General features: G+C 57.4%; 22 protein-coding genes. 16 read left to right on the forward strand and 6 right to left on the reverse strand.

What is annotated here, in order from left to right; all coding sequences use genetic code 11:
* Nucleotides 1-100: 100 nt before the first annotated feature.
* Nucleotides 101-1,309 (reverse strand): multidrug efflux MFS transporter MdtH, encoded by a 1,209-nt coding sequence (gene mdtH / locus ABFV38_RS08295; RefSeq protein ID WP_063621367.1) that lies wholly within the window; start codon nucleotides 1,307-1,309, stop codon nucleotides 101-103.
* Between the two features lie 236 nt (nucleotides 1,310-1,545).
* On the opposite strand from mdtH, the gene rimJ reads away from it, so the two are divergent.
* The 4 genes from rimJ to murJ all read left to right on the forward strand — a co-directional run bounded on the left by rimJ (nucleotide 1,546) and on the right by murJ (nucleotide 5,381).
* Nucleotides 1,546-2,130 (forward strand): ribosomal protein S5-alanine N-acetyltransferase, encoded by a 585-nt coding sequence (rimJ, locus tag ABFV38_RS08300; protein WP_008500822.1) that lies wholly within the window; start codon nucleotides 1,546-1,548, stop codon nucleotides 2,128-2,130.
* Between the two features lie 9 nt (nucleotides 2,131-2,139).
* Nucleotides 2,140-2,790: a YceH family protein gene (locus ABFV38_RS08305; protein ID WP_343665775.1), complete on the forward strand. Its 651-nt coding sequence runs from the start codon at nucleotides 2,140-2,142 to the stop codon at nucleotides 2,788-2,790.
* 2 nt (nucleotides 2,791-2,792) lie between these two features.
* Nucleotides 2,793-3,716, forward strand: coding sequence for a Gfo/Idh/MocA family oxidoreductase (locus ABFV38_RS08310; protein WP_348959095.1), 924 nt, complete (start codon nucleotides 2,793-2,795; stop codon nucleotides 3,714-3,716).
* A gap of 129 nt (nucleotides 3,717-3,845) precedes the next feature.
* A complete protein-coding gene (murJ, locus tag ABFV38_RS08315; RefSeq protein ID WP_048222521.1) occupies nucleotides 3,846-5,381 on the forward strand; it encodes a murein biosynthesis integral membrane protein MurJ in 1,536 nt (511 codons plus the stop codon).
* 59 nt (nucleotides 5,382-5,440) lie between these two features.
* Here murJ and flgN read toward each other — a convergent pair whose 3' ends face one another.
* The 3 genes from flgN to flgA all read right to left on the reverse strand — a co-directional run bounded on the left by flgN (nucleotide 5,441) and on the right by flgA (nucleotide 6,917).
* A complete protein-coding gene (flgN, locus tag ABFV38_RS08320) occupies nucleotides 5,441-5,866 on the reverse strand; it encodes a flagella biosynthesis chaperone FlgN (RefSeq protein WP_008500818.1) in 426 nt (141 codons plus the stop codon).
* Between the two features lie 4 nt (nucleotides 5,867-5,870).
* Nucleotides 5,871-6,164, reverse strand: coding sequence for a flagellar biosynthesis anti-sigma factor FlgM (flgM, locus tag ABFV38_RS08325; RefSeq protein ID WP_008500817.1), 294 nt, complete (start codon nucleotides 6,162-6,164; stop codon nucleotides 5,871-5,873).
* Nucleotides 6,165-6,257: 93 nt separating this feature from the next.
* Nucleotides 6,258-6,917: a flagellar basal body P-ring formation chaperone FlgA gene (gene flgA, locus ABFV38_RS08330; RefSeq protein WP_023327100.1), complete on the reverse strand. Its 660-nt coding sequence runs from the start codon at nucleotides 6,915-6,917 to the stop codon at nucleotides 6,258-6,260.
* 157 nt (nucleotides 6,918-7,074) lie between these two features.
* Here flgA and flgB point away from each other — a divergent pair, with 157 nt between their 5' ends.
* The 11 genes from flgB (at nucleotide 7,075) to flgL (ending at nucleotide 16,971) form a co-directional block, all read left to right on the forward strand.
* Nucleotides 7,075-7,491, forward strand: coding sequence for a flagellar basal body rod protein FlgB (gene flgB, locus ABFV38_RS08335; RefSeq protein WP_008500815.1), 417 nt, complete (start codon nucleotides 7,075-7,077; stop codon nucleotides 7,489-7,491).
* A 3-nt stretch (nucleotides 7,492-7,494) separates the two neighbouring features.
* Entirely contained in the window at nucleotides 7,495-7,899 is a 405-nt protein-coding gene (flgC, locus tag ABFV38_RS08340; protein WP_008500814.1) for a flagellar basal body rod protein FlgC, read from the forward strand.
* Between the two features lie 11 nt (nucleotides 7,900-7,910).
* Nucleotides 7,911-8,621, forward strand: a complete 711-nt coding sequence (flgD, locus tag ABFV38_RS08345) for a flagellar hook assembly protein FlgD (RefSeq protein ID WP_032650840.1) — start codon at nucleotides 7,911-7,913, stop codon at nucleotides 8,619-8,621.
* A gap of 26 nt (nucleotides 8,622-8,647) precedes the next feature.
* Nucleotides 8,648-9,898, forward strand: coding sequence for a flagellar hook protein FlgE (flgE, locus tag ABFV38_RS08350; protein ID WP_235404189.1), 1,251 nt, complete (start codon nucleotides 8,648-8,650; stop codon nucleotides 9,896-9,898).
* Between the two features lie 20 nt (nucleotides 9,899-9,918).
* Nucleotides 9,919-10,674, forward strand: coding sequence for a flagellar basal body rod protein FlgF (locus tag ABFV38_RS08355; RefSeq protein WP_008500811.1), 756 nt, complete (start codon nucleotides 9,919-9,921; stop codon nucleotides 10,672-10,674).
* 11 nt (nucleotides 10,675-10,685) lie between these two features.
* The gene (gene flgG / locus ABFV38_RS08360) at nucleotides 10,686-11,468 is read left to right on the forward strand and encodes a flagellar basal-body rod protein FlgG (RefSeq protein ID WP_008500810.1); all 783 of its coding nucleotides are present in this window, start codon (nucleotides 10,686-10,688) and stop codon (nucleotides 11,466-11,468) included.
* Between the two features lie 57 nt (nucleotides 11,469-11,525).
* On the forward strand, nucleotides 11,526-12,224 hold the full coding sequence (flgH, locus tag ABFV38_RS08365; protein ID WP_008500809.1) for a flagellar basal body L-ring protein FlgH: 699 nt from the start codon (nucleotides 11,526-11,528) through the stop codon (nucleotides 12,222-12,224).
* A gap of 12 nt (nucleotides 12,225-12,236) precedes the next feature.
* Nucleotides 12,237-13,334: a flagellar basal body P-ring protein FlgI gene (locus ABFV38_RS08370; RefSeq protein WP_029740346.1), complete on the forward strand. Its 1,098-nt coding sequence runs from the start codon at nucleotides 12,237-12,239 to the stop codon at nucleotides 13,332-13,334.
* Nucleotides 13,334-14,287: a flagellar assembly peptidoglycan hydrolase FlgJ gene (flgJ, locus tag ABFV38_RS08375; RefSeq protein ID WP_021240767.1), complete on the forward strand. Its 954-nt coding sequence runs from the start codon at nucleotides 13,334-13,336 to the stop codon at nucleotides 14,285-14,287. Before ABFV38_RS08370 ends, flgJ begins: the two co-directional genes overlap by 1 nt.
* Before the next feature lie 75 nt (nucleotides 14,288-14,362).
* Complete coding sequence (gene flgK, locus ABFV38_RS08380) at nucleotides 14,363-16,003, forward strand: flagellar hook-associated protein FlgK (protein ID WP_334762331.1); 1,641 nt, start codon at nucleotides 14,363-14,365, stop codon at nucleotides 16,001-16,003.
* A gap of 14 nt (nucleotides 16,004-16,017) precedes the next feature.
* Nucleotides 16,018-16,971: a flagellar hook-associated protein FlgL gene (flgL, locus tag ABFV38_RS08385; RefSeq protein WP_048027417.1), complete on the forward strand. Its 954-nt coding sequence runs from the start codon at nucleotides 16,018-16,020 to the stop codon at nucleotides 16,969-16,971.
* Between the two features lie 74 nt (nucleotides 16,972-17,045).
* On the opposite strand, the gene ABFV38_RS08390 is transcribed toward flgL, so the two are convergent.
* Nucleotides 17,046-18,260: an MFS transporter gene (locus ABFV38_RS08390; RefSeq protein WP_045910194.1), complete on the reverse strand. Its 1,215-nt coding sequence runs from the start codon at nucleotides 18,258-18,260 to the stop codon at nucleotides 17,046-17,048.
* Between the two features lie 109 nt (nucleotides 18,261-18,369).
* Here ABFV38_RS08390 and ABFV38_RS08395 point away from each other — a divergent pair, with 109 nt between their 5' ends.
* A complete protein-coding gene (locus ABFV38_RS08395; protein WP_048027425.1) occupies nucleotides 18,370-19,308 on the forward strand; it encodes a LysR family transcriptional regulator in 939 nt (312 codons plus the stop codon).
* A gap of 48 nt (nucleotides 19,309-19,356) precedes the next feature.
* On the opposite strand, the gene rne is transcribed toward ABFV38_RS08395, so the two are convergent.
* Nucleotides 19,357-22,476, reverse strand: coding sequence for a ribonuclease E (gene rne / locus ABFV38_RS08400; RefSeq protein ID WP_348959102.1), 3,120 nt, complete (start codon nucleotides 22,474-22,476; stop codon nucleotides 19,357-19,359).
* Between the last annotated feature and the right edge of the window lie 204 nt (nucleotides 22,477-22,680).

The raw sequence follows: 22,680 nt of genomic DNA on the forward strand, positions 1-22,680 counted from the left end.
CGCTTCTGTCCTGTTACGCCAGTATGTCAGCGTGAATGGGTAGAAACCAGCAGAAAAAACTGAGAAGTGGGGCGGGAGAGGCGCCCGCCCGAGGGAAAAGTTACGCGCCAGGCTCGAGCATGCCGCTCGCGCTGCGTTTCTGGCTGAACTGCCACCACAGGGCAAGGAGCGTCATAAAGCCCACCGCGCCAAGCATCATCCACGGGAGTTCAGGTTGATTTAACGCTTTGCCGGCATCAAACAACCAGCCGCCCCCGGCGTAACCTAATGCCCCGCCGAGTGCCAGCCCCAGGCGGCTGAACCCCATATAGCTGCCGCGAGCACGCGCATCCGCAAGCGAGGCGCTCAGCGTTTCGCGGGCAGGCTCGGCGATGATCGAGCCAATATAGAATGTACAAATCAGCGTAAACAGCTGCTGGAGCGTGTTCACCAGACCGATCGGCATCATGCTCAGCGTCATCAGGAACAGTCCGGCCATCAGACGATGTTCCAGACGAAAACGTCGCTCGCTCCAGCGGGCAATCGGATAGAGCAGCGTTAACGACAGGCAGGCTTCGATGGCGTACATCCATTTCACCGCCGCAGGGGTACCTGCAATGTCGTTAACCATGATCGGCAGCATCAGCATGACCTGCACGGCCAGCATGTAATATCCCGTCAGGGTCAACACATAGGTGACAAAGCGCTTGTCATGCAGGACGCGACCAAGCCCTTCCCGGACCGGCGCTTTCACCGTCGACAGTTTCCACGCCGGCAGGAACAGGCCATTAAACAGCGCGCACAGAATAAAGAGTACCGCGCCAGCCGCACAGACCAGACGGAAGTCATACTGCAGCAGCCAGCTTCCCAGCAGGGCGCCGACAACCGCCCCGGCACTGTCCTGCATCATGAGAATCGAGAAGAAGCGGCCGCGGTGCTGCGGGCGAATCAGCTTTACCACCAGCGCGGTGCGGGGCGGATCGAACAGCGTGCCCCCGATACCGGAGAGGAAACAGGAGAACCAGAGCAGCCACGGCTCCTGAGCGACCGCCATCGTGGCAAAGCCTGCCGCGCGCAGCAGCATACCGGTTACGATCATCGGTTTAGCACCAAAGCGGTCGGCGATGGCTCCGCCAAAGACGCCCAGGCCCTGCTGGACAAACTGGCGTAGCCCCAGGGCAATGCCGACCATGAGTGCCGCCCAGCCCATCTGATCGACAAAGCGGATCGAAATAAGCGGAAAAACGACAAAAAAGCCGAGCACGACCAGCATGTTATCGACGAGCAGGAAATATTTACCCAGGCTCCTGGCCTGTGATACGCGGGACATTTTCCCTCCAGGGAAAATAAGATGGTGAGCACGCTAACATTCTGCGGTGTCGCCGCGTTTTTTCCCACCCCTGAACGCGACAATATTTTTTTATCAAAAGGGTGCTTTGATAGAGAGTTCTCATCGAAAAGTGAGAAAAGAGGTGAAAATGGTATGTCACTGTTTTCACAGACGGCGCAGGCGCAGGTATAGTAAAGCTAATGGGTAAGCTGAAGTGACGGGAAGGAGTGGTATCGATGTTTGGCTATCGCAGTAATGTGCCAAAAGTGCGTCTGACAACGGACAGGCTGGTCGTTCGTCTGGTGCATGAGCGTGATGCCTGGCGTCTGGCGGATTATTACGCCGAGAATCGCCAGTTTTTAAAACCCTGGGAACCCGTTCGGGATGAGAGCCATTGTTACCCTTCCGGCTGGCAGGCGCGCCTCAGCATGATTACGGAATTTCACAAGCAGGGCAGCGCGTTTTATTTCGCGCTGCTGGATCCTGAAGAGAAAGAGATTATCGGGATCGCCAATTTTTCAAACGTGGTGCGGGGATCGTTTCACGCCTGCTACCTTGGCTACTCCATCGGTCAGAAATGGCAGGGACAGGGGCTGATGTACGAGGCGCTGACGGTAGCGATCCGCTATATGCAACGCACGCAGCACATCCATCGCATTATGGCGAACTATATGCCGCATAACCAGCGCAGCGGAAATCTGCTGGCGCGTTTAGGGTTCGAGAAAGAGGGTTACGCCAAAGACTATCTGCTGATAGACGGAGAGTGGCGCGACCACGTTCTGACGGCATTAACCACCCGGGACTGGACTGCAGGTCGTTAAGGAGAAAAGATGAAGTATCAGCTAAACGGTACAGAAGCGCGCGTGATTGGGTGCTTACTCGAAAAACAGGTCACCACGCCGGAGCAGTATCCGCTCTCTGTCAACGCCGTGACCATGGCCTGCAACCAGAAAACCAACCGCGAGCCGGTGATGAACCTCAGTGAACATGACGTTCAGGAGGTGCTGGACGCCCTGGTAAAACGCCACTATCTGCGCACCGTCAGCGGATTCGGCAACCGCGTGACCAAATATGAACAGCGCTTTTGTAACTCCGAATTTGGCGACCTGAAGCTGAGCAGTGCGGAAGTGGCGGTCATCACCACGCTGTTGTTGCGCGGGGCGCAGACGCCGGGGGAACTGCGCACCCGTGCTTCCCGCATGCATGAGTTCAGCGACATGCAGGAGGTCGAGCAGACCCTGGAAGGGCTGGCTTCTCGAGAAGACGGCCCATACGTGGTACGTCTGGCGCGCGAGCCGGGCAAGCGTGAAAGCCGCTATATGCATCTGTTCAGCGGTGACGTTGATATTTCAGTGAAATCCAGCGCAACCGATATGAATGCTGGAGATGACGATTTGGTTGCCCGCGTAGAGGCGCTGGAAGACGAGGTCGCAGGGCTGAAACAGCGTCTGGATGCCTTGCTGGCACATTTGGGAGACTGACGGTGAAAAAATTACGCGTAGGCGTGGTGGGGCTGGGCGGTATCGCACAAAAAGCCTGGCTGCCTGTTTTAGGTGCGGCGACGGACTGGACCCTGCAAGGGGCATGGTCACCCACCCGAGAAAAGGCAGAACGTATCTGCGAAACCTGGCGCATGCCGTATGCTGCCTCATTGCAGGATCTGGCCCGCGAGTGCGATGCGGTCTTTGTCCATACCTCAACGGCAACCCATTATCAGGTGGTGAGTGAACTGCTCAATGTGGGGGTTCACGTCTGCGTGGACAAACCGCTGGCTGAAAATGTTCAGGATGCCGAGCGGCTGATTGAACTGGCCGCGCGTAAAAAACTGACGCTTATGGTGGGTTTCAACCGCCGCTTCGCACCGCTTTACCAAAAGCTTAAGGCACAGTCGGGCACGCTTTCCTCGCTGCGGATGGATAAACACCGCACAGACAGCATCGGGCCGAACGATCTGCGCTTCACGCTGCTGGATGACTATCTGCACGTTGTGGATACGGCGCTGTGGCTCGCCAGCGGCAATGCGCAGCTGCAAAGTGGCACGCTACTGACGAACGAGCAGGGTGAAATGGTCTACGCCGAACATCATTTCTCGATTGACCATCTGCAGGTAACCACCAGTATGCATCGTCGTGCAGGCAGCCAGCGAGAATGCGTCCAGGCCGTCACCGACGGCGCGTTGTACGACATTACCGACATGCGTGAATGGCGGGAGGAGAAGGGCAGCGGCGTGGTGACGCTACCTGCCCCTGGCTGGCAAAGCACGCTTGAACAGCGCGGTTTTGCCGGTTGCGCCCGTCACTTCATCTCCTGCGTGCAAAATCAGACGGTTCCTGAAACGTCCGGCGAGCAGGCCATCATGGCGCAGCGCGTTGTGGAAAGGCTCTGGCGCGAGGCCATGAGTGAATAACTCGCTGTAACATCTGCGGATAGTAATTCGTTGAAATCCGGGTAGACTAAGCGCCGCTTGTAGGCTTTGCCGGGTGGCGCTTACGCTTGCCCGTCCTGGAAATCCGTATGGTTCTGGAAATTCACGTTAATGAACTTATTAAAATCGCTGGCGGCCGTCAGCTCGATGACCATGTTTTCCCGCGTGCTGGGTTTTGCGCGCGACGCCATTGTGGCAAGGGTATTTGGTGCAGGGATGGCCACGGACGCCTTTTTCGTCGCGTTCAAATTACCGAACCTGCTGCGTCGTATTTTTGCGGAGGGGGCGTTTTCTCAGGCATTCGTCCCGATCCTGGCGGAATATAAAAGCAAGCAGGGCGAGGACGCAACGCGCGTCTTTGTCTCTTATGTCTCCGGCCTGCTGACGCTGGCGCTGGCGGTGGTGACCGTCCTCGGGATGCTGGCTGCGCCCTGGGTGATTATGGTGACCGCGCCCGGCTTTGCCGATACGGCCGACAAGTTTGCTCTGACCTCGCAGCTTTTGCGCATCACCTTCCCTTATATTCTGCTGATCTCGCTGGCCTCGCTGGTGGGGGCGATCCTCAACACCTGGAACCGCTTCTCTGTACCGGCGTTTGCGCCGACGTTCCTTAACGTCAGTATGATCGGCTTTGCCCTGTTCGCCGCGCCGCACTTCAACCCGCCGGTACTGGCGCTGGCCTGGGCGGTCACCGTGGGCGGCGTGCTGCAGCTGGCGTATCAGCTGCCGCATCTGAAAAAAATCGGCATGCTGGTGCTGCCGCGCATCAACCTCAAAGATGCCGGGGCGATGCGCGTCATCAAGCAGATGGGGCCCGCCATTCTCGGCGTCTCCGTCAGCCAGATCTCGCTGATTATCAACACCATCTTTGCCTCGTTCCTGGTGTCCGGCTCGGTTTCCTGGATGTACTATGCCGACCGCCTGATGGAGTTCCCATCCGGGGTGCTGGGCGTGGCGCTGGGGACCATCCTGCTGCCGTCGCTGTCGAAAAGCTTTGCCAGCGGTAATCATGATGAGTATTGCCGCCTGATGGACTGGGGCCTGCGTCTCTGCTTCCTGCTGGCCCTGCCAAGCGCGGTGGCGCTGGGTATTCTGGCCAAACCGCTGACGGTGTCGCTCTTCCAGTACGGGAAGTTCACCGCCTTCGATGCCGCCATGACCCAGCGCGCACTGATTGCCTACTCGGTGGGACTGATGGGGCTGATCGTGGTGAAAGTGCTGGCGCCGGGCTTTTATTCGCGTCAGGACATCAAAACGCCGGTAAAAATTGCCATCGTGACGCTGATTATGACGCAGCTGATGAACCTGGCGTTTATTGGTCCGCTGAAGCATGCAGGCCTGTCATTATCGATTGGTCTGGCGGCCTGTCTGAATGCCGGGCTGCTGTACTGGCAGCTGCGCAAGCAGGATATTTTCACGCCGCAGCCGGGCTGGGGGCGTTTCCTGGCGCGTCTGATCGTTGCGGTACTGGTGATGTCTGCCGCGCTGCTCGGCATGATGTACGTGATGCCGGAATGGTCCCTGGGTACCATGCCTTATCGTCTGATGCGGCTGATGGCCGTAGTAGGCGTCGGGGTGGTGGCGTACTTTGCCACGCTCGCGGTGCTGGGTTTCAAAGTCAAAGAGTTTGCCCGCCGGACGGCATAAACGCCAAAAGGGGAGTTCACCTTAGGGTGCTCCCCACTGCATAATTTGTCGCTTTAGCGTCAAATCGAAATCTTTTTCACACCCGCAATACGTGCAGTCGCTGTCTGACCATCCGCACCGTACAGTCCGGTTTCTTTATGCGGTTTCAATACCTCAAGCGCCTGCTGATTACGCTCAATCTGACCTTCCAGTAGCCAGCCGTTATGCTGGTTAAGATCGCGCAGGTGCTGGGTTTTTTCGGTAATGGTCTGCCAGCGCTCAATAATATCGTCATTGGCGCTGCGCTTAGGATCCTGCTCAGCGCGTCGCTGCTGCTCCAGATAATCCAGCGTTGCCAGAAGCGAACTTTTGTCTTCAGTAATACGCTGCAGCGCGCTGCCGTTGATGTGACCGGAAGAGAGATGCTGCTGTTCAGCGTCCATTACCGTTTTCAGGTCGTTCAGGACAACCGTCATTTGATCCAGTATTTCTGACAGTCGACTCATACGGTTAGTTACTCTGTAAGAAACTCTGTGCTTCCTGAATCAGGGCGTCAGCGATTTTGCTGGTGTCCATTTTCAGCTCACCGTTACGAATAGCTGTTTTCAGCGCTTCAACACGTTCCATATTGATATCGTTGCTGCCCGGCTGCATCAGTTTTGCCTGTGCGTCGCTCAGGGTCACGCTGGTGCTGTTGGACGTTGACGGTTTTTCCAGACGCGTTTTCTGCGCCGTAGCGTCATTCGTTTCGCGAGGTTGTACAGCGCTTACCGGCTTCAGGGCTGATGTACGATCAATGCTCATAGTGTTGTCCTCATCGAGGGTTCGCGGCGTTTGCGCCTGACATCATCATTAGTGGAATATTTATCGGCACGCGCCGCGAAATCTTTAAAAAGATTATAGGTTAATCAGAATATTCCCATCAGCATCGACGGTTCCGCTCACCACCTGGCCTGAGGACATTCTGACGCGGGCGTTTTGCGCCACCGCGGCATTGTTCAACGCTTTCCCTTCACTGTTGATGCTAAAGCCATCTCCGTTGGCCACCACCATCACCTGTTGGCCTGCTTTTACCCGCCATGCCTGACGCAGCATGGAGATCTGTATCGGCTGGCCTGGCGCGACGTCGCGCAGGCTGACGGCGTCCTGTGCCTGGTTAATATCCAGCATGGTGCGTGGCGGCAGCTGATCCAGACGGCCGCGCTTCAGCGTCACGCTGTTTGTCTGCAGCACGCTGCCGCGCGCAATGGGCACGGCAGCGACAACATAATTGCCCGTTGCCTGAACGGCAACCTGTAAATAGCGTTTTTCGTTGGCGCAGCGTGCCAGCACGTTCACATTCCCCCAAAGCTTTGTGAACCCCACCACGCTGAAGGACGGCTGGTCACACGTCGGGTACAGATTCGGTGGCGTGCGCACGGTAACGGTCACGTCATCGCTAAAGCCTGCCAGTTTTTCAGCAAAAAAAGCCGTTAGCCGATCCTGTAACCCTTCAGCCTGCGCCAGAGGGCTTAACAGCAAGAGAGCCGCCACCAGACCACGTTTTAACGTTTGCATCGCAAGTTCCACCGTTTCCAGAGTTGAACGAATTCTACCTGCAGTGGTTTTGCATCAACGGAATAAATAGCGACGCATTTTGCGCTTATTCCGTCGATAGGGGAGACCGGGTGAGATTTAAGCTGTGAACTGAAATTTTGCCATCAGCGGAGGAGACATGCTCGATAAACTCGACGCCGCGTTACGTTTTCAGCAGGAAGCGCTCAACTTACGCGCCCAGCGGCAGGAGATTTTAGCCGCCAATATCGCTAACGCCGATACCCCGGGGTATCAGGCGCGCGATATTGATTTTTCCAGTGAACTCAAAAAGGTGATGGAGCGTGGACGTGCCGAAGGAACGGGTGTTGCACTTGCCATGACATCCTCTCGCCATATTCCTGCTCAGGCGATGACCGCGCCAGCGACCGATTTACTTTATCGCATTCCCGATCAGCCCTCACTCGACGGTAACACCGTGGATATGGACCGGGAGCGTACCCAGTTTGCCGACAACAGCCTGAAATACCAGACGGGTCTGACCGTACTCGGCGGACAAATCAAAGGCATGATGAACGTCCTGCAGGGGGGGAACTGATAGATGGCCTTGCTGAATATTTTTGATATCGCCGGTTCGGCGTTAACCGCACAGTCCAAACGCCTGAACGTGGCCGCCAGTAACCTGGCGAACGCCGACAGCGTCACCGGACCCGACGGCCAGCCCTATCGTGCCAAACAGGTTGTCTTTCAGGTCGATGCTGCGCCAGGCGCGGCGACGGGCGGCGTGAAGGTCTCTGATGTAGTAGAGAGCCAGGCGCCGGACAGGCTGGTGTATGAGCCGGGTAACCCGCTTGCGGATGCCAGCGGATACGTGAAGATGCCAAACGTGGATGTGGTGGGTGAGATGGTGAACTCCATGTCGGCTTCCCGTAGCTACCAGGCCAACGTCGAAGTGCTTAATACCGTGAAGAGCATGATGCTCAAAACACTCACTCTCGGCCAGTAAAGGAGACATGCATGTCCATCGCCGTAAATGTGAATGATCCTACGAACTCGGGTGTTAACAACACAAAGAGTACGACAGGTTCTAACTCCCTGACGGGGAGTAACGCCGCCGACCTTCAGGGCAGCTTTCTGACGCTGCTGGTGGCGCAGCTTAAGAACCAGGATCCCACCAACCCAATGCAGAACAACGAACTGACCACGCAGCTTGCGCAGATCAGTACCGTGAGCGGCATTGAGAAACTGAACACCACCCTCGGTTCCGTCTCTGGGCAGATTAACAGCGCCCAGTCTCTGCAGGCGGCAAGCCTGATTGGTCACGGGGTGATGATCCCGGGAACCACGATTCTGGCAGGCACCAGCACCACCGACGGCAATACCACCACGACGACCACGCCGTTTGGCGTTGAGCTCCAGCAGCCGGCTGAGAAGGTGACGGCAACGATCACGGATGCCAATAACGTGGTGGTTCGCACCATTGATATCGGCGAGCTGAAGGCGGGCGTTCACACCTTTACCTGGGATGGCAGCCTGACCGACGGCACCAAAGCACCAAACGGATCCTACAAAGTGGCAATCAGCGCCAGCAACGGGACGACCCAGTTGGTAGCGCAGCCGCTGCAGTTCGCGCTGGTCCAGGGCGTGATTAAAGGAAGCGACGGCAACAAACTGGATTTGGGAACCTCTGGTTCCACCACACTCGACGAAGTTCGGCAGATTATCTAAGCCTTAACACTTATCAGGAGTAAGTCATGGCCTTTTCTCAAGCGGTCAGCGGCCTGAATGCTGCGGCCACCAACCTGGACGTCATTGGCAACAACATCGCCAACTCCGCGACCTATGGTTTTAAATCCGGTTCTGCATCCTTTGCAGACATGTTTGCCGGTTCCAAAGTCGGCCTGGGCGTGAAAGTTGCGGGCATCACTCAGGACTTTAGCGACGGCACCACCACCAACACCGGTCGTGGTCTGGACGTTGCCATCAGTCAGAACGGTTTCTTCCGTATGGTCGACTCCAACGGCTCTGTGTTCTACAGCCGTAACGGCCAGTTCAAGCTGGATGAAAACCGTACGCTGGTGAACATGCAGGGCATGCAGCTGACGGGCTACCCGGTAGCGGGAACGCCGCCTACCGTTCAGACCGGTGCGAACCCTCAGGCAATTACCATCCCGAATACCCTGATGGCGGCGAAATCGACCACCACCGCGACGCAGCAGATCAACCTGAACTCAACCGATCCTGTTCAAACCGCTCCCTTCGATGCGACTAACCCGGATACCTACAACAAAAAAGGGACCGTGACCGTATTCGACAGCCAGGGTAACGCCCATAACATGTACGTCTACTACGTTAAGACGGCTGACAATAAATGGGATCTTTACACTCAGGACGGCAGCGTAGCGGGTTCTGCTGCGACGAAAGCGGCGCAGATGAACTTTGATGCGAACGGCAACCTGGCGGGTGTGTATAACTACGACGCGGCGGGTGTGCTGAGCGCAACGCCAAACGCCACGCCGGCCATTAACATCACCACGGGCTCTGTCAGCGGTGCGACGGCGGCGACTTTCTCCCTGAGCTTCCAGAACTCCATGCAGCAGAACACCGGCGCGAACAGCGTGGTGGCAACCAATCAGAACGGCTACAAGCCAGGCGATCTGGTGAGCTACCAGATCAACGACGATGGCACCGTGGTGGGAAGCTACTCTAACGAACAGTCTCAGGTTCTGGGTCAGATCGTGCTGGCAAACTTCGCCAACAACGAAGGTCTGAAATCGGAAGGCGACAACGTCTGGTCTGCCACCCAGTCCTCTGGCGTGGCGCTGCTGGGTACCGCAGGCACCGGTAACTTTGGCAAGCTGACCAACGGCGCGCTGGAAGCTTCCAACGTGGATATGAGTAAAGAACTGGTGAACATGATCGTCGCGCAGCGTAACTATCAGTCGAACGCGCAGACCATCAAAACCCAGGACCAGATCCTCAACACGCTGGTTAACCTGCGTTAAGCGGCTAACAGGAAAGCGCAATGGATCACGCAATATATACCGCGATGGGCGCAGCAAGTCAGACGCTCAATCAGCAGGCCGTTACCGCCAGCAACCTGGCAAACGCCTCAACGCCGGGCTTTCGCGCGCAGCTTAATGCGCTGCGCGCGGTGCCGGTAGAAGGGCTTTCCCTGCCGACCCGTACACTGGTGACCGCATCGACCCCTGGCGCCGATATGACGCCAGGGCAGATGGATTACACCTCACGCCCGCTGGACGTTGCTCTGCAGCAGGACGGCTGGCTGGCGGTGCAAACGGCGGACGGCAGTGAAGGCTATACCCGTAACGGGAACATCCAGGTGAGCGCGACGGGCCAGCTGACGATTCAGGGGCATCCGGTGATGGGGGAAGCGGGTCCGCTGACCGTACCGGAAGGCTCTGAGCTGACTATCGCTGCGGACGGCACCATTTCGGCGCTCAACCCGGGCGACCCGGCCAATACCGTTGCGCCCGTCGGTCGTCTGAAGCTGGTCAAAGCGGAAGGCAAAGAGGTGCAGCGCGGCGACGACGGTATGTTCCGTCTGACCCAGGCGGCGCAGGCGACGCGGGGTGCCACCTTACAGGCCGACCCGAGCATCCGCGTGATGTCCGGCGTCCTGGAAGGCAGTAACGTCAAGCCGGTCGAAGCCATGACCGACATGATTGCCAGCGCCCGCCGCTTTGAAATGCAGATGAAGATCATCAGCAGCGTGGATGAAAACGCGGGCAAGGCTAACCAACTTCTGGCTATGAGCTAACAGGATTCCTTATGATCAGTTCTTTATGGATCGCGAAAACTGGCCTGGACGCCCAGCAAACCAATATGGACGTGATTGCCAACAACCTGGCAAACGTCAGCACCAATGGTTTCAAGCGTCAGCGCGCCGTTTTCGAAGATTTGCTTTATCAAACCATCCGCCAGCCGGGGGCGCAGTCTTCTGAACAGACGACGTTGCCATCGGGTCTGCAGATCGGTACCGGTGTTCGTCCGGTGGCTACCGAGCGTCTGCACAGTCAGGGCAACCTGTCTCAGACCAACAACAGCAAAGACGTGGCGATCAAAGGCCAGGGCTTCTTCCAGGTGCAGCTGCCTGACGGGACTTCTGCCTACACCCGCGACGGCTCGTTCCAGGTCGATCAGAACGGCCAGCTGGTGACGGCGGGCGGTTTCCAGGTCCAGCCTGCGATTACCATCCCGGCGAACGCCCTGAGCATCACCATCGGTCGTGACGGTGTGGTCAGCGTAACCCAGCAGGGGCAGGCCGCGCCGGTTCAGGTTGGGCAGCTCAACCTGACCACCTTCATGAACGATACCGGTCTGGAAAGCATTGGTGAGAACCTCTACACCGAGACGCAATCCTCCGGTACGCCAAATGAAAGTACCCCGGGCCTGAACGGCGCGGGCCTGCTGTATCAGGGCTATGTTGAAACCTCCAACGTGAACGTGGCGGAAGAGCTGGTGAATATGATCCAGGTCCAGCGCGCGTATGAAATTAACAGTAAAGCAGTGTCGACGACCGACCAGATGCTGCAGAAACTGACGCAACTCTAAGGTGTAGCCCGGTGCGGTAAACGCCGCGCCGGCTCCCTGTTTTCGAAGATGAAGGCAATGCAAAAAAACGCGGCGTTTCGTTATCCGATACTGACTGTTCTGGCCGTCACCCTCAGCGGGTGTGCCTGGATCCCGTCTAAACCTTTGGTCCAGGGTGCGACGACTGCCCAACCCGTTCCTGGCCCTGCGCCAGTGGTAAACGGCTCCATTTTCCAGACCGCGCAGCCGATTAATTACGGCTATCAGCCGCTGTTTGAAGATCGCCGCCCACGTAACGTCGGCGATACATTGACCATTGTGCTGCAGGAAAACGTCAGCGCGAGCAAAAGCTCGTCGGCGAACGCCAGCCGCGATGGCAAAACGAATTTTGGCTTCGACACCGTGCCACGCTACCTGCAGGGACTGTTCGGCAACGCGCGTGCTGATGTCGATGCCTCTGGCGGCAACACCTTTAACGGTAAAGGCGGCGCGAATGCCAGCAACACCTTCAGCGGTACGCTGACGGTGACGGTTGACCAGGTACTGGTTAACGGCAACCTACATGTTGTGGGTGAAAAACAGATCGCCATCAACCAGGGCACTGAATTCATTCGCTTCTCGGGCGTGGTTAACCCTCGCACCATCAGCGGCACCAACACCGTTCCGTCCACTCAGGTGGCGGATGCGCGCATTGAGTACGTCGGGAACGGCTATATCAATGAAGCGCAAAATATGGGTTGGCTGCAGCGCTTCTTCCTTAATTTATCGCCGATGTAAGCGAGGTGACCCATGTTTAAATCGATCTTCGCCGTGGCGCTCGCGCTGGTGGCTACCTTTGCCCAAGCTGACCGTATTCGCGATCTCACCAGCGTCCAGGGCGTGCGTGAAAACTCGCTGATTGGCTATGGCCTGGTGGTGGGGCTGGACGGTACCGGTGACCAGACGACCCAGACCCCCTTTACCACCCAAAGCCTGAACAACATGCTTTCCCAGCTCGGCATTACCGTGCCAGCGGGAACTAACATGCAGCTGAAAAACGTGGCGGCAGTAATGGTCACCGCGTCCTACCCGGCGTTTGCGCGCCAGGGACAAACCATTGACGTGGTGGTCTCCTCAATGGGTAACGCCAAAAGCCTGCGCGGCGGTACGCTGCTGATGACCCCGCTGAAAGGCGTCGACAGCCAGGTTTATGCGCTGGCGCAGGGGAACATTCTGGTCGGCGGTGCGGGAGCATCCGCAGGCGGAAGCAGCGTGCAGGTGAACCAGCTTAACGGTGGACGGATAACCAACGGGGCGATCATTGAGCGTGAACTGCCGACCCAGTTTGGCGCGGGCAACACCATCAACCTGCAGCTCAATAATGAAGACTTCACGATGGCGCAGCAGATTGCCGATACCATCAACCGCAGCCGCGGCTACGGTAATGCAACGGCACTCGATGCGCGCACCGTGCAGATCCGCACCTCCACCGGTAGCAGCAACCAGGTGCGTATGCTGGCCGATATCCAGAATATGGAAGTGAACGTTCCGGTCCAGGATGCGAAGGTGATCATCAACTCCCGTACCGGCTCGGTGGTCATGAACCGGGAAGTGTCGCTCGACAGCTGCGCCGTGGCGCAGGGGAACCTCTCCGTGACGGTAAACCGCTCCGCGAACGTGAGCCAGCCGAATACGCCATTTGGTGGCGGTCAGACGGTGGTGACGCCGCAAACGCAGATTGATATGCGCCAGAGCGGCGGGTCACTGCAAAGCGTGCGCTCCAGCGCCAACCTGAACAGCGTGGTTCGTGCCCTGAATGCCCTGGGGGCAACGCCGATGGATCTGATGTCCATCCTGCAATCGATGCAAAGCGCGGGCTGCCTGCGCGCCAAACTGGAAATCATCTAATGCTGACCGATAGCAAACTGTTGACCAGTGCAGCCTGGGACGCCCAGTCGCTCAACGAACTGAAAACCAAAGCAGGAAAAGACCCGGCGGCGAATATCCGCCCGGTCGCCCGCCAGGTGGAAGGGATGTTTGTACAGATGATGCTGAAAAGCATGCGCGAAACCCTGCCGAAAGACGGGATGTTCAGCAGTGATTCAACGCGTCTCTACACCAGCATGTATGACCAGCAGATTGCGCAGCAGATGACCGCCGGGAAAGGCCTCGGTCTGGCTGACATGATTGTCAAGCAGACCGAAGCCGCGCAGGGCATTCAGCCTCAGGATCAGCCGCAGCAGGTACCGATGAAATTCGACCTGGAAACGGTGACCAGCTATCAGAACCAGGCTCTGACGCAAATGGTGCGTAAAGCCATGCCGAAAGCCACGGGCAGCGGCGATGAGCCGCTCTCCGGTGACAGCAAAGACTTCCTGGCTCAGCTTTCTCTACCTGCGCGTCTTGCCAGCGAACAGAGCGGCGTGCCGCATCACCTGATTCTGGCGCAGGCCGCGCTGGAGTCGGGCTGGGGTCAGCGCCAGATCCGCAAGGAAAACGGCGAGCCGAGCTTCAACATCTTCGGCGTGAAGGCTACCTCCAGCTGGAAGGGGCCAACCACGGAGATCACGACCACGGAATACGAGAACGGTGCGGCGGTGAAGGTGAAAGCCAAATTCCGCGTCTACAGCTCGTATCTGGAAGCCTTGTCCGATTATGTTGGCCTGCTGAGCCGAAATCCGCGCTATACCGCCGTGACGCAGGCGGCGACGGCGGAGCAGGGCGCTCAGGCGCTGCAAAACGCGGGCTACGCGACCGACCCGAACTATGCGCGTAAGCTCACCAGCATGATCCAGCAGCTGAAATCAATGGGCGAGAAGGTCAGCAAAGCCTATAGCACAGATATTGAAAATCTGTTCTGAAAGTTCTCAAGTCCCGGTGGAGGTTGCCGATAACCTTCATCAGGACTCGTGTCTGAACGTATAAAAGGAACCCCCATGTCCAGTTTGATTAACAGCGCCATGAGTGGCCTCAGTGCTGCGCAGTCGGCACTCAATACCGTCAGTAATAATATTTCAAGCTATAACGTGGCAGGCTATACCCGCCAGACCACGGTGCTGGGCGCATCTAACAGCACGCTGACCGGCGGTGGCTGGGTGGGTAACGGGGTGTATGTCTCCGGTGTCCAGCGTGAGTATGACGCCTTCATCACCAACCAGCTGCGCGCCGCGCAGACGCAGAGCAGCGGCCTGACGACGCGCTACCAGCAGATGTCAAAAATCGACGACGTGCTCTCCGATACCACCAACTCGCTCTCCACCACGCTGCAGGACTTCTTCAAGAGTCTGCAAACGCTGGTGAGCAACGCGGAAGACCCGGCGGCACGTCAGACGGTGCTGGGTAAAGCGGGCGGTCTGGTCAATCAGTTTAAAACCAACGATCAGTATCTTCGCGACCAGGATACGCAGGTGAATACCGCGATTAGCACCAGCGTTTCTCAGATCAACAACTATGCCAAACAGATTGCCAATCTGAACGATCAGATTTCCCGTCTGACCGGCGTCGGCGCGGGCGCATCGCCTAACGATCTGCTTGATCAGCGCGATCAGCTCGTCAATGAGCTGAACAAAATCGTCGGCGTGGAAGTCTCTGTCCAGGATAGCGGCACGTTTAACATCTCTTTCGGCAACGGTTACAGCCTGGTACAGGGCAGCAAAGCCAACCAGCTGGCTGCCGTGAAGTCGAGTGCCGATCCGGCCCGTACTACCGTGGCCTATGTCGATGATGTGGCCGGGAACGTCGAGATCCCGGAAAAAATGATCACCACCGGTTCATTAGGCGGTTTACTGACTTTCCGTACGGAAGATCTGGATAAAGCCCGTAATACCCTGAACCAGATGGCGCTGGCCTTTGCCGATTCGATGAACACGCAGCATGAAGCCGGTTTTGACGCTAACGGTGATGCGGGCGGTAAGCTGTTCAACTTTGGTTCTCCGGCGGTGCTGTCCAACAGCAAGAACGGCGGATCGGCGGTTGTTACGGCCTCTGTGACGGACAGCAAACAGGTCCAGGCGACAGACTATAAGCTGCAGTTCAACGGCACTGACTGGACGATCACCCGTACATCAGACAAAACCAGCTTTACGATGAGCCCGGATGCCAGCGGCAATCTGTCGTTTGATGGTCTTAACGTCAACGTGAGCGGCACAGCAAATACCAAAGACAGCTTTACCGTGAAGCCGGTTTCCAACGTCATCATGAACATGGATCTGGCGATCAGCGACGAGTCCAAACTGGCGATGGCGTCAGTGCAGAACGGCGGCGAAAGTGATAACCGTAACGGCCAGAAACTGCTCGATCTGCAAAACGCGAAAGTCGTGGGGGGCAACAAAACCTTCAACGATGCGTATGCCTCTCTCGTCAGTACCGTGGGTAGCTCAACGGCGTCACTGAAGGTGAGTAGCCAGACGAAAGCCAACGTGGAGACGCAGTTAATCAAGCAGCAGCAGACCATCTCTGGGGTAAACCTCGACGAAGAGTATGGCAATTTGCAGCGTTATCAGCAGTATTACCTGGCGAACGCCCAGGTTCTCCAGACTGCCAGTACGCTCTTCGATGCAATTATCAACATTCGTTAAGGTTGAGGTGAACAATGCGTATTAGCACCCAGATGATGTATGAGCAGAACATGCGTGGGATCACCGATTCCCAGAGCAGATGGCTGAGCTACGGTGAACAGATGTCCACCGGCAAGCGCGTCAACCGTCCGTCGGACGATCCTATCGCCGCGTCGCAGGCCATCGTTCTGTCACAATCGCAGTCGCAAAATAGCCAGTTCGCGCTTGCGCGTACCTTCGCCACGCAAAAAGTCTCGCTGGAAGATAACGTGTTAACTCAGGTGAACACCGCGATCTCAAGCGTGCGCGAGAAGCTCGTTTACGCCTCGAACGGCACATTAAGCGATGACGACCGTCTTTCTCTGGCGACCGATATTCAGGGGATCCGCGATCAGCTTATGAACCTGGCCAACACAACGGATGGTAATGGTCGCTTTATCTTTGCGGGATACAAAACCGAGAGCGCACCGTTTGATGCCGCGACCGGGGATTATAACGGCGGCGCTGAGGCCATCACGCAGCAGGTTGATACGGCGCGTAATATGGCCATTAGCCATACCGGGCAGCAAATCTTCGAAAGCATTACCAGTAATGCGGAACAGCTGCCGGGCGGTGGATATGGCGAGACGAACATGTTCAAAATCCTGGATTCTGCGATTGCGTCACTGAAGACGCCGATTGAGAACGATCCGGCTGCCGCAACGGCGCAAAGCCAGGTGATTGCCAATGCGCAAATCGGCATCAAAAACGCCCAGAACAATATTCTGACGGTCGTTGCGGATGTGGGCACCAAGATGAACGAGCTGGAAAAACTCGATACGCTGGGCGATGACCGCGCGCTGGGTCAGACCAAGCAGATGAGCGACCTGGTTGATGTCGACTGGAACGAAGCGATTTCCTCTTACACCATGCAGCAGGCGGCCTTGCAGGCGTCTTATAAAGCGTTTAGCGATATGCAGGGCATGTCTCTGTTCCAGCTGAACAAATAACATCTTGACCTCTTGGAACATGCCTTGAAACTGGGCATGTTTTACTGCCCAATCCGTCTGGATTGGGCATTTTTTTATGCGGCTTCCGCCGGTACGGAGGCGACACGCGCGCTTTCTATCAGACGGATGGCCAGCGCAATGACGCCACAGACGGTGGCCAGTGCGACCACACCCGTCCAGCCAGCCAGCGAGTAGATATTGCTGCCTAACGCGGATCCCAGCGCCATCCCGATAAAGACCACCGTAAAGAGCAGGGCGTTGAGACGACCACGCGCCTGCGGTTCTAGGCTGTACACCAGGTTCTGGTGGGCGACCAGGCTGGACTGCAGGCCCAGGTCGAACCCGACGGCAGAGATGGCGATCAGCATCAGCTGTCCATGAACGCCCAATGCGGGCATCAGGAACATCAGGGCGAAAGAGACGGTCACAAGAACGGCACCAAGCTGCGTGACTTTTCCTGCCCCCAGTTTGTCCGCCAGACCTCCCGCCAGTGGGGCAGCTAACGCACCCGCGGCACCGGCAATACCAAAACCACCTGCGACGGCACTACCCAGGTGGTAGCGTTCCAGCAGCATGACCGCCAGCGTTGACCAGAAGGCGCTAAAGGCAATCGACAGGAAGCCCTGAGCCAGCGCCGCGCGGCGTAGTGCCGGATAACGACGCCACAGGTGCTCCATCGAACGCATCAGCGCGGGGTAGCTCAGCGTGGAGTGAATGGCAAAACGGGGAAGCACAAACCACATCATCACCCCGATGAACGCGATGCTCGCCGCCGCCAGCTGGTACATGACGCGCCAGCCAAACGCTTCGCCCACCACGCCGCTTACGGTTCTGGATAATAAGATACCCATCAGCAGTCCGGTCATTACCGTGCCTACGGTTTTCCCCTGTTTACCTTCCGGTGCGAGAATGGCCGCGGCGGGGACGATATCCTGCGCCATGGTGGCGGCCATGCCGATGAGCAGGCTTGCCAGCAGAAGAGAATGGATCTGCCCGGTCAGGCTACAGCCGAGAAGAAATAGCGCCAGCGCCGCGCTTTTGATCAGAATTAACGTCCTGCGGTCGTGGCGATCGCCCAGAGGAAGCAGGAACAGGATGCCGAGCGCGTAGCCTGCCTGCGTTAATGTTGGCACCAGGCCCATACCTTCAATGCTCAGATGCAGGTCAGCACCCATCAGCGGCAGCAGGGGCTGCGCGTAATAGATTGATGCCACGCTGAAGCCAGCCCCCAGAGCCAGCATAAAAATCACCCAGCGGCTTACAGCATGGGGAGTTGTTGTTGTGTTCATAAGTTGTTCCTCATTCGTCGTGTGCGGCTATTTTTTATCAGTACGCCTTGCGACGGTAGCGGGCCCGGTGGTAAAACGCTTATACGTTAAACGTATAACTGAAAATGCGATGAAAAGAGCTGAGCGTATAGACAGGGTAGAGCTAATGCGGACGTTTGTCCGCATTGTCGAGGCGGGTTCGCTTTCTGCGGCGGCACGGCAGCTGGCGACAACCCAGGCCACGGTAAGCCGACGGTTGCAGTCGCTTGAAACCATGCTGGGCGTGCGCCTGATGTTGCGCACCACCCACACGACGCGGCTAACGGATGACGGCGAGCGCTGCTATCAGCACGCCCGTCGGGTGATCGACAGCTGGCTGGCGCTGGAAGATGAGGTGGGGCAGACGGAAGATGAGCCGGTAGGCGTGCTGCGGGTGCGCGCTCCCCACGCGTTTGGTCAGGATCAGCTTCTGAAACCTGTAACCGAATTTTTGCAACGCTATCCCCAGCTTTCGATTGAGTGGATGCTCAACGATCGGTCGGCAGATTTTCTCGGTGACAATCTTGACTGCGCTATTCGGGTGGGTGTGGAGGTCGATCCGGCGACCGTATCCGTGCTGCTGGCGGAAGTGCCTCGCTCGGTGGTGGCCGCGCCAGCGCTGCTGGCCCGCTTCCCGGCGGTGAATACGCCGGAGGATTTGCAGCAGTTTCCCTGGATAGCCATCAGCTCTTTCTACCAGCGCCACGTGGAGCTATTTCACGATGCTTCGCCCGCCACCGCGCGGATTGCTATTACGCCACGCCTCAGCACCGACAGCCTGTATGTTGCACGCAATACGGCACTCACCGGGCTCGGTGTGGCGGTCGTATCAAGCTGGACGGTACAGGATGATATTCGGGAAGGGCGGCTGGTGCATTTGCTGCCGGAGTGGCAGCCAGCGGCGCTACCGGTGCATCTGGTCTATCCCTGGTCCCGTTATTATCCGGCACGCTTGCGGCGTTTTCTGGAGCTGATGCGGCAGGTCATGCCGGAGGTGACCGGGATGAGGAAGCCCGTACAGCAGCCATAAAAAAAGCCGACCTTAAGGTCGGCTTTTTACTTTCAGCGTTGTTTGTCGTTATTCGACAGACTGTGGACGCGTCGCGGGTGCAGTCGCCTGATGCGTTGCACTGTGGCCGCCTGCAGCGCCTTTACCGTCGAAGCTGAAGGCCGGGCGAACCCAGTCGCTGTGACGCGGTGCTTCTGGCACGTAATCCGGCGCCGGAGCGCGGGTCATCGGTGCTGTCGCCACGTGGGCAGCGGCTGGTGCAGAGACAATCGGCTCAGGTTTCACTTCAGGCGCTTTCGGTTCTTCAACAACCGGTTCAACCTCAATCTCAACGTCCTGAACGATTTCTTCAGTGGTCGTTTCGACGATGGCTTCAGCGGTGTCTTCCACGGCGGCTACAGGTGCAGCTTCTTCAGCGATTTCCTCAGCCACCACGACATCTTCTTCAGCAATAAGCTGCGGTGCGGCATCAACCGGCGCGGCAATCACTTCCGGATGCGTGGTTTCGACATCAGCTGCCTGAGGTGCTTCCGCTTCAACAACCTGAGGTTCAACCACGGTTGCCGCTTCAGTCACAACGTCTTCTACCGCTGCCGCAGGTGCAATGATCTCTTCCGCAACTGGCTGTTCTTCAACAACCTGCTCCGGACGCGCTACCGGGTAGCGGATCCAGACTTTGCCGGACGCCATTTCTGGCGAAGCACAGGCAATGGTCAGCGGCATTGGAGACTGAGTCGGGTAACGCTCGTCACGATAGCGGCGACGGCGCTGACCGCTGACGCGCAGATGACGTGGGGAACGACGTGAACGGCGCGGCATGCCGGCGTTATCACGGTTTTCACCGTTTTCATCCTGCTCAACGTTGTTATCAACGACCGCTGGCAGGTCAACTTTTGCCAGCTGCGTGCCGGTTGCGCTCTCGCGGGTTTCAACCGCGACGATTGCTGACTCTTCGGTTGCTTCAGAGGCGAAGCGGACTTTCTGAGCAAGCTGGCGCTGCTTACGACGCGGCATGACCTGAGTACGTTCTTCCTGCTCGCCGTCCTGCTGTTCAACCGGCTCTTCGCGGTTCAGGTTTTTGACTTCCTGCTGTGCCTGACGCTTCTCGTCGTTACGGCGACGGTTGCGTTCACGGCGCGGCTGCTGGTCGTCACGCTGTTTGCTCTTCTCAGACTCATCGCCCGCCTGCTGGCGAATTTCACGATCTTCAACATTCTGCTGCTGTTTCTCGCGACGGTTGCGGCGGTTGTCTTCGCGTTGCTCACGGCCTTCATTGTTCTCAGAGCGGTTGTCACGGTTGTCACGACGCTCGCTGCGGTCATTACGATCGCTACGGTCATTACGGTCGCGGCGGTTGTTCTGACGCTTACGGCGGTCCTGCTGACGTTCAGGCTTGGCCGCTTTTGGCTCTTCTTTCGGCTGCTCTGGCTGAACTTCCTCACCGGCAAACATCTTCTTCAGCGCGCCGAAGAAGCGGCTCAGCAGACCCGGCTGCGCCGGCTGGGCTTTCGCTGCCGTTGCTTCTGGTTTCTGCGCCGCAGGTTTGGCCGCTGGTTTTTCCAGGGCTGCTTCCGGTGGGGCTTCTGGCATGATGAAGGTGGCTAACGCAGGCTGCTCTGGCAGTTTACGCTCTGCTGGCTCTTCATCTGAAGGCAGGGCCATCTCTTCTTCGTGCAGCTTCGGCAGCAGGTAGCTGAGCGTTGACGTCTCTTCGCCTTTACGGACACGCAGCACGTGGTAGTGCGGGGTTTCCATCTGATCGTTTGGCACGATGATGCAGCGAACGCCACCCTGACGCGCTTCAATCGCACTGACCGCTGCACGTTTTTCGTTCAGCAGGTAAGAGGCAATTGGCACAGGGACAATCGCGTGCACCTCTTTGGTATTCTCTTTCAGCGCTTCTTCTTCAATCAGACGCAGAATCGAGAGGGACAGCGATTCGTTATCACGCACGGTACCGGTGCCGGAGCAGCGTGGGCAGACGTGATGGCTGGACTCACCCAGCGACGGGCTCAGACGCTGGCGGGACATTTCCAGCAGGCCAAAGCGTGAGATATGGCTAATCTGGATACGCGCACGATCCTGACGCACCGCTTCGCGCAGACGGTTTTCTACCGCACGCTGGTGGCGAACAGGGGTCATGTCGATGAAGTCGATAACAATCAGACCGCCCAGGTCGCGCAGGCGGAGCTGGCGGGCGATTTCATCAGCGGCTTCAAGGTTGGTGTTGAAGGCGGTCTCTTCGATATCGCCACCGCGCGTAGCGCGAGCGGAGTTGATGTCGATAGCGGTCAGCGCTTCAGTGGTATCGATAACGATAGAACCGCCGGATGGCAGGCGCACTTCACGCTGGAAGGCGGATTCAATCTGGGATTCGATCTGATAGTGGCTGAACAGCGGGATTTCACCGGTGTACAGTTTAATTTTGCTGGTGAAATCCGGACGACCCAGCGCGGCGATGTGCTGGCGGGCCAGCTCAAGCACTTTCGGGTTATCGATCAGAATCTCACCGATGTCCTGACGCAGGTAGTCACGGAAGGCACGCACGATCACGTTGCTTTCCTGGTGGATCAGGAACGGAGCAGGGCGGCTTTCCGCTGCTTTCTGGATGGCTTCCCAGTGCTTCAGACGGAAGCTCAGGTCCCACTGCAGCGCTTCGGCGGATTTGCCGACGCCCGCGGTACGCACGATAAGCCCCATGCCATCAGGCAGTTCAAGGCTTGCCAGCGCTTCTTTCAGCTCGGTACGGTCATCACCTTCGATACGGCGAGAGATGCCACCCGCACGCGGGTTGTTAGGCATCAGCACCAGATAGCTCCCTGCCAGGCTGATAAAGGTAGTCAGTGCGGCACCTTTGTTGCCACGCTCTTCTTTATCAATCTGAACGATAACTTCCTGACCTTCACGCAGAACATCTTTGATGTTTGGTCGGCCATGGGCGTTGTAGTTTGCAGGGAAATATTCGCGGGCGATTTCTTTCAGAGGGAGGAAACCATGACGCTCAGCACCGTAATCGACAAATGCAGCTTCAAGGCTTGGTTCAATGCGGGTGATTTTACCTTTGTAAATGTTCGCTTTTTTCTGTTCGTGTCCAGGACTTTCGATATCCAGATCGTACAGGCGCTGCCCATCCACAAGGGCGACACGCAACTCTTCTTGCTGAGTTGCGTTGATTAACATTCTTTTCATCGTAACTTACTCGTTATTCTTACATTGACGACAAAGCTGCGGGCAAGGTGACGCTTTCCGGGGTATGAACCGATGGCCTCGTGTCTGTTCACGTCGCCAACCTCACGGTTGTCGCTCGCTTAAGAGGCGCAGAGTGTCGGTTGCCTGTATTTCATACGGAAACACAGCGCAATTATCAGGGGAATTGCCTGGGTAGAACTCTCC

Origin of the sequence: Enterobacter cloacae complex sp. Mu1197 (assembly GCF_040059225.1) — a bacterium.
GTDB classification, from domain to species: Bacteria; Pseudomonadota; Gammaproteobacteria; order Enterobacterales; family Enterobacteriaceae; genus Enterobacter; species Enterobacter quasiroggenkampii.

Excerpts from the sequence above, each read along its gene's own strand:
- murJ (WP_048222521.1), top strand. The coding sequence starts at position 3,846 with ATGAACTTATTAAAATCGCTGGCGGCCGTCAGCTCGATGACCATGTTT.
- flgM (WP_008500817.1), bottom strand. The coding sequence starts at position 6,164 with ATGAGCATTGATCGTACATCAGCCCTGAAGCCGGTAAGCGCTGTACAA.
- ABFV38_RS08390 (WP_045910194.1), bottom strand. The coding sequence starts at position 18,260 with ATGAACACAACAACAACTCCCCATGCTGTAAGCCGCTGGGTGATTTTT.
- flgJ (WP_021240767.1), top strand. The coding sequence starts at position 13,334 with ATGCTGACCGATAGCAAACTGTTGACCAGTGCAGCCTGGGACGCCCAG.
- flgA (WP_023327100.1), bottom strand. The coding sequence starts at position 6,917 with ATGCAAACGTTAAAACGTGGTCTGGTGGCGGCTCTCTTGCTGTTAAGC.
- flgG (WP_008500810.1), top strand. The coding sequence starts at position 10,686 with ATGATCAGTTCTTTATGGATCGCGAAAACTGGCCTGGACGCCCAGCAA.
- flgN (WP_008500818.1), bottom strand. The coding sequence starts at position 5,866 with ATGAGTCGACTGTCAGAAATACTGGATCAAATGACGGTTGTCCTGAAC.
- flgH (WP_008500809.1), top strand. The coding sequence starts at position 11,526 with ATGCAAAAAAACGCGGCGTTTCGTTATCCGATACTGACTGTTCTGGCC.
- flgB (WP_008500815.1), top strand. The coding sequence starts at position 7,075 with ATGCTCGATAAACTCGACGCCGCGTTACGTTTTCAGCAGGAAGCGCTC.
- flgD (WP_032650840.1), top strand. The coding sequence starts at position 7,911 with ATGTCCATCGCCGTAAATGTGAATGATCCTACGAACTCGGGTGTTAAC.
- rne (WP_348959102.1), bottom strand. The coding sequence starts at position 22,476 with ATGAAAAGAATGTTAATCAACGCAACTCAGCAAGAAGAGTTGCGTGTC.
- ABFV38_RS08370 (WP_029740346.1), top strand. The coding sequence starts at position 12,237 with ATGTTTAAATCGATCTTCGCCGTGGCGCTCGCGCTGGTGGCTACCTTT.
- rimJ (WP_008500822.1), top strand. The coding sequence starts at position 1,546 with ATGTTTGGCTATCGCAGTAATGTGCCAAAAGTGCGTCTGACAACGGAC.
- flgL (WP_048027417.1), top strand. The coding sequence starts at position 16,018 with ATGCGTATTAGCACCCAGATGATGTATGAGCAGAACATGCGTGGGATC.
- flgC (WP_008500814.1), top strand. The coding sequence starts at position 7,495 with ATGGCCTTGCTGAATATTTTTGATATCGCCGGTTCGGCGTTAACCGCA.
- ABFV38_RS08355 (WP_008500811.1), top strand. The coding sequence starts at position 9,919 with ATGGATCACGCAATATATACCGCGATGGGCGCAGCAAGTCAGACGCTC.
- flgK (WP_334762331.1), top strand. The coding sequence starts at position 14,363 with ATGTCCAGTTTGATTAACAGCGCCATGAGTGGCCTCAGTGCTGCGCAG.
- ABFV38_RS08395 (WP_048027425.1), top strand. The coding sequence starts at position 18,370 with ATGAAAAGAGCTGAGCGTATAGACAGGGTAGAGCTAATGCGGACGTTT.
- flgE (WP_235404189.1), top strand. The coding sequence starts at position 8,648 with ATGGCCTTTTCTCAAGCGGTCAGCGGCCTGAATGCTGCGGCCACCAAC.
- mdtH (WP_063621367.1), bottom strand. The coding sequence starts at position 1,309 with ATGTCCCGCGTATCACAGGCCAGGAGCCTGGGTAAATATTTCCTGCTC.
- ABFV38_RS08305 (WP_343665775.1), top strand. The coding sequence starts at position 2,140 with ATGAAGTATCAGCTAAACGGTACAGAAGCGCGCGTGATTGGGTGCTTA.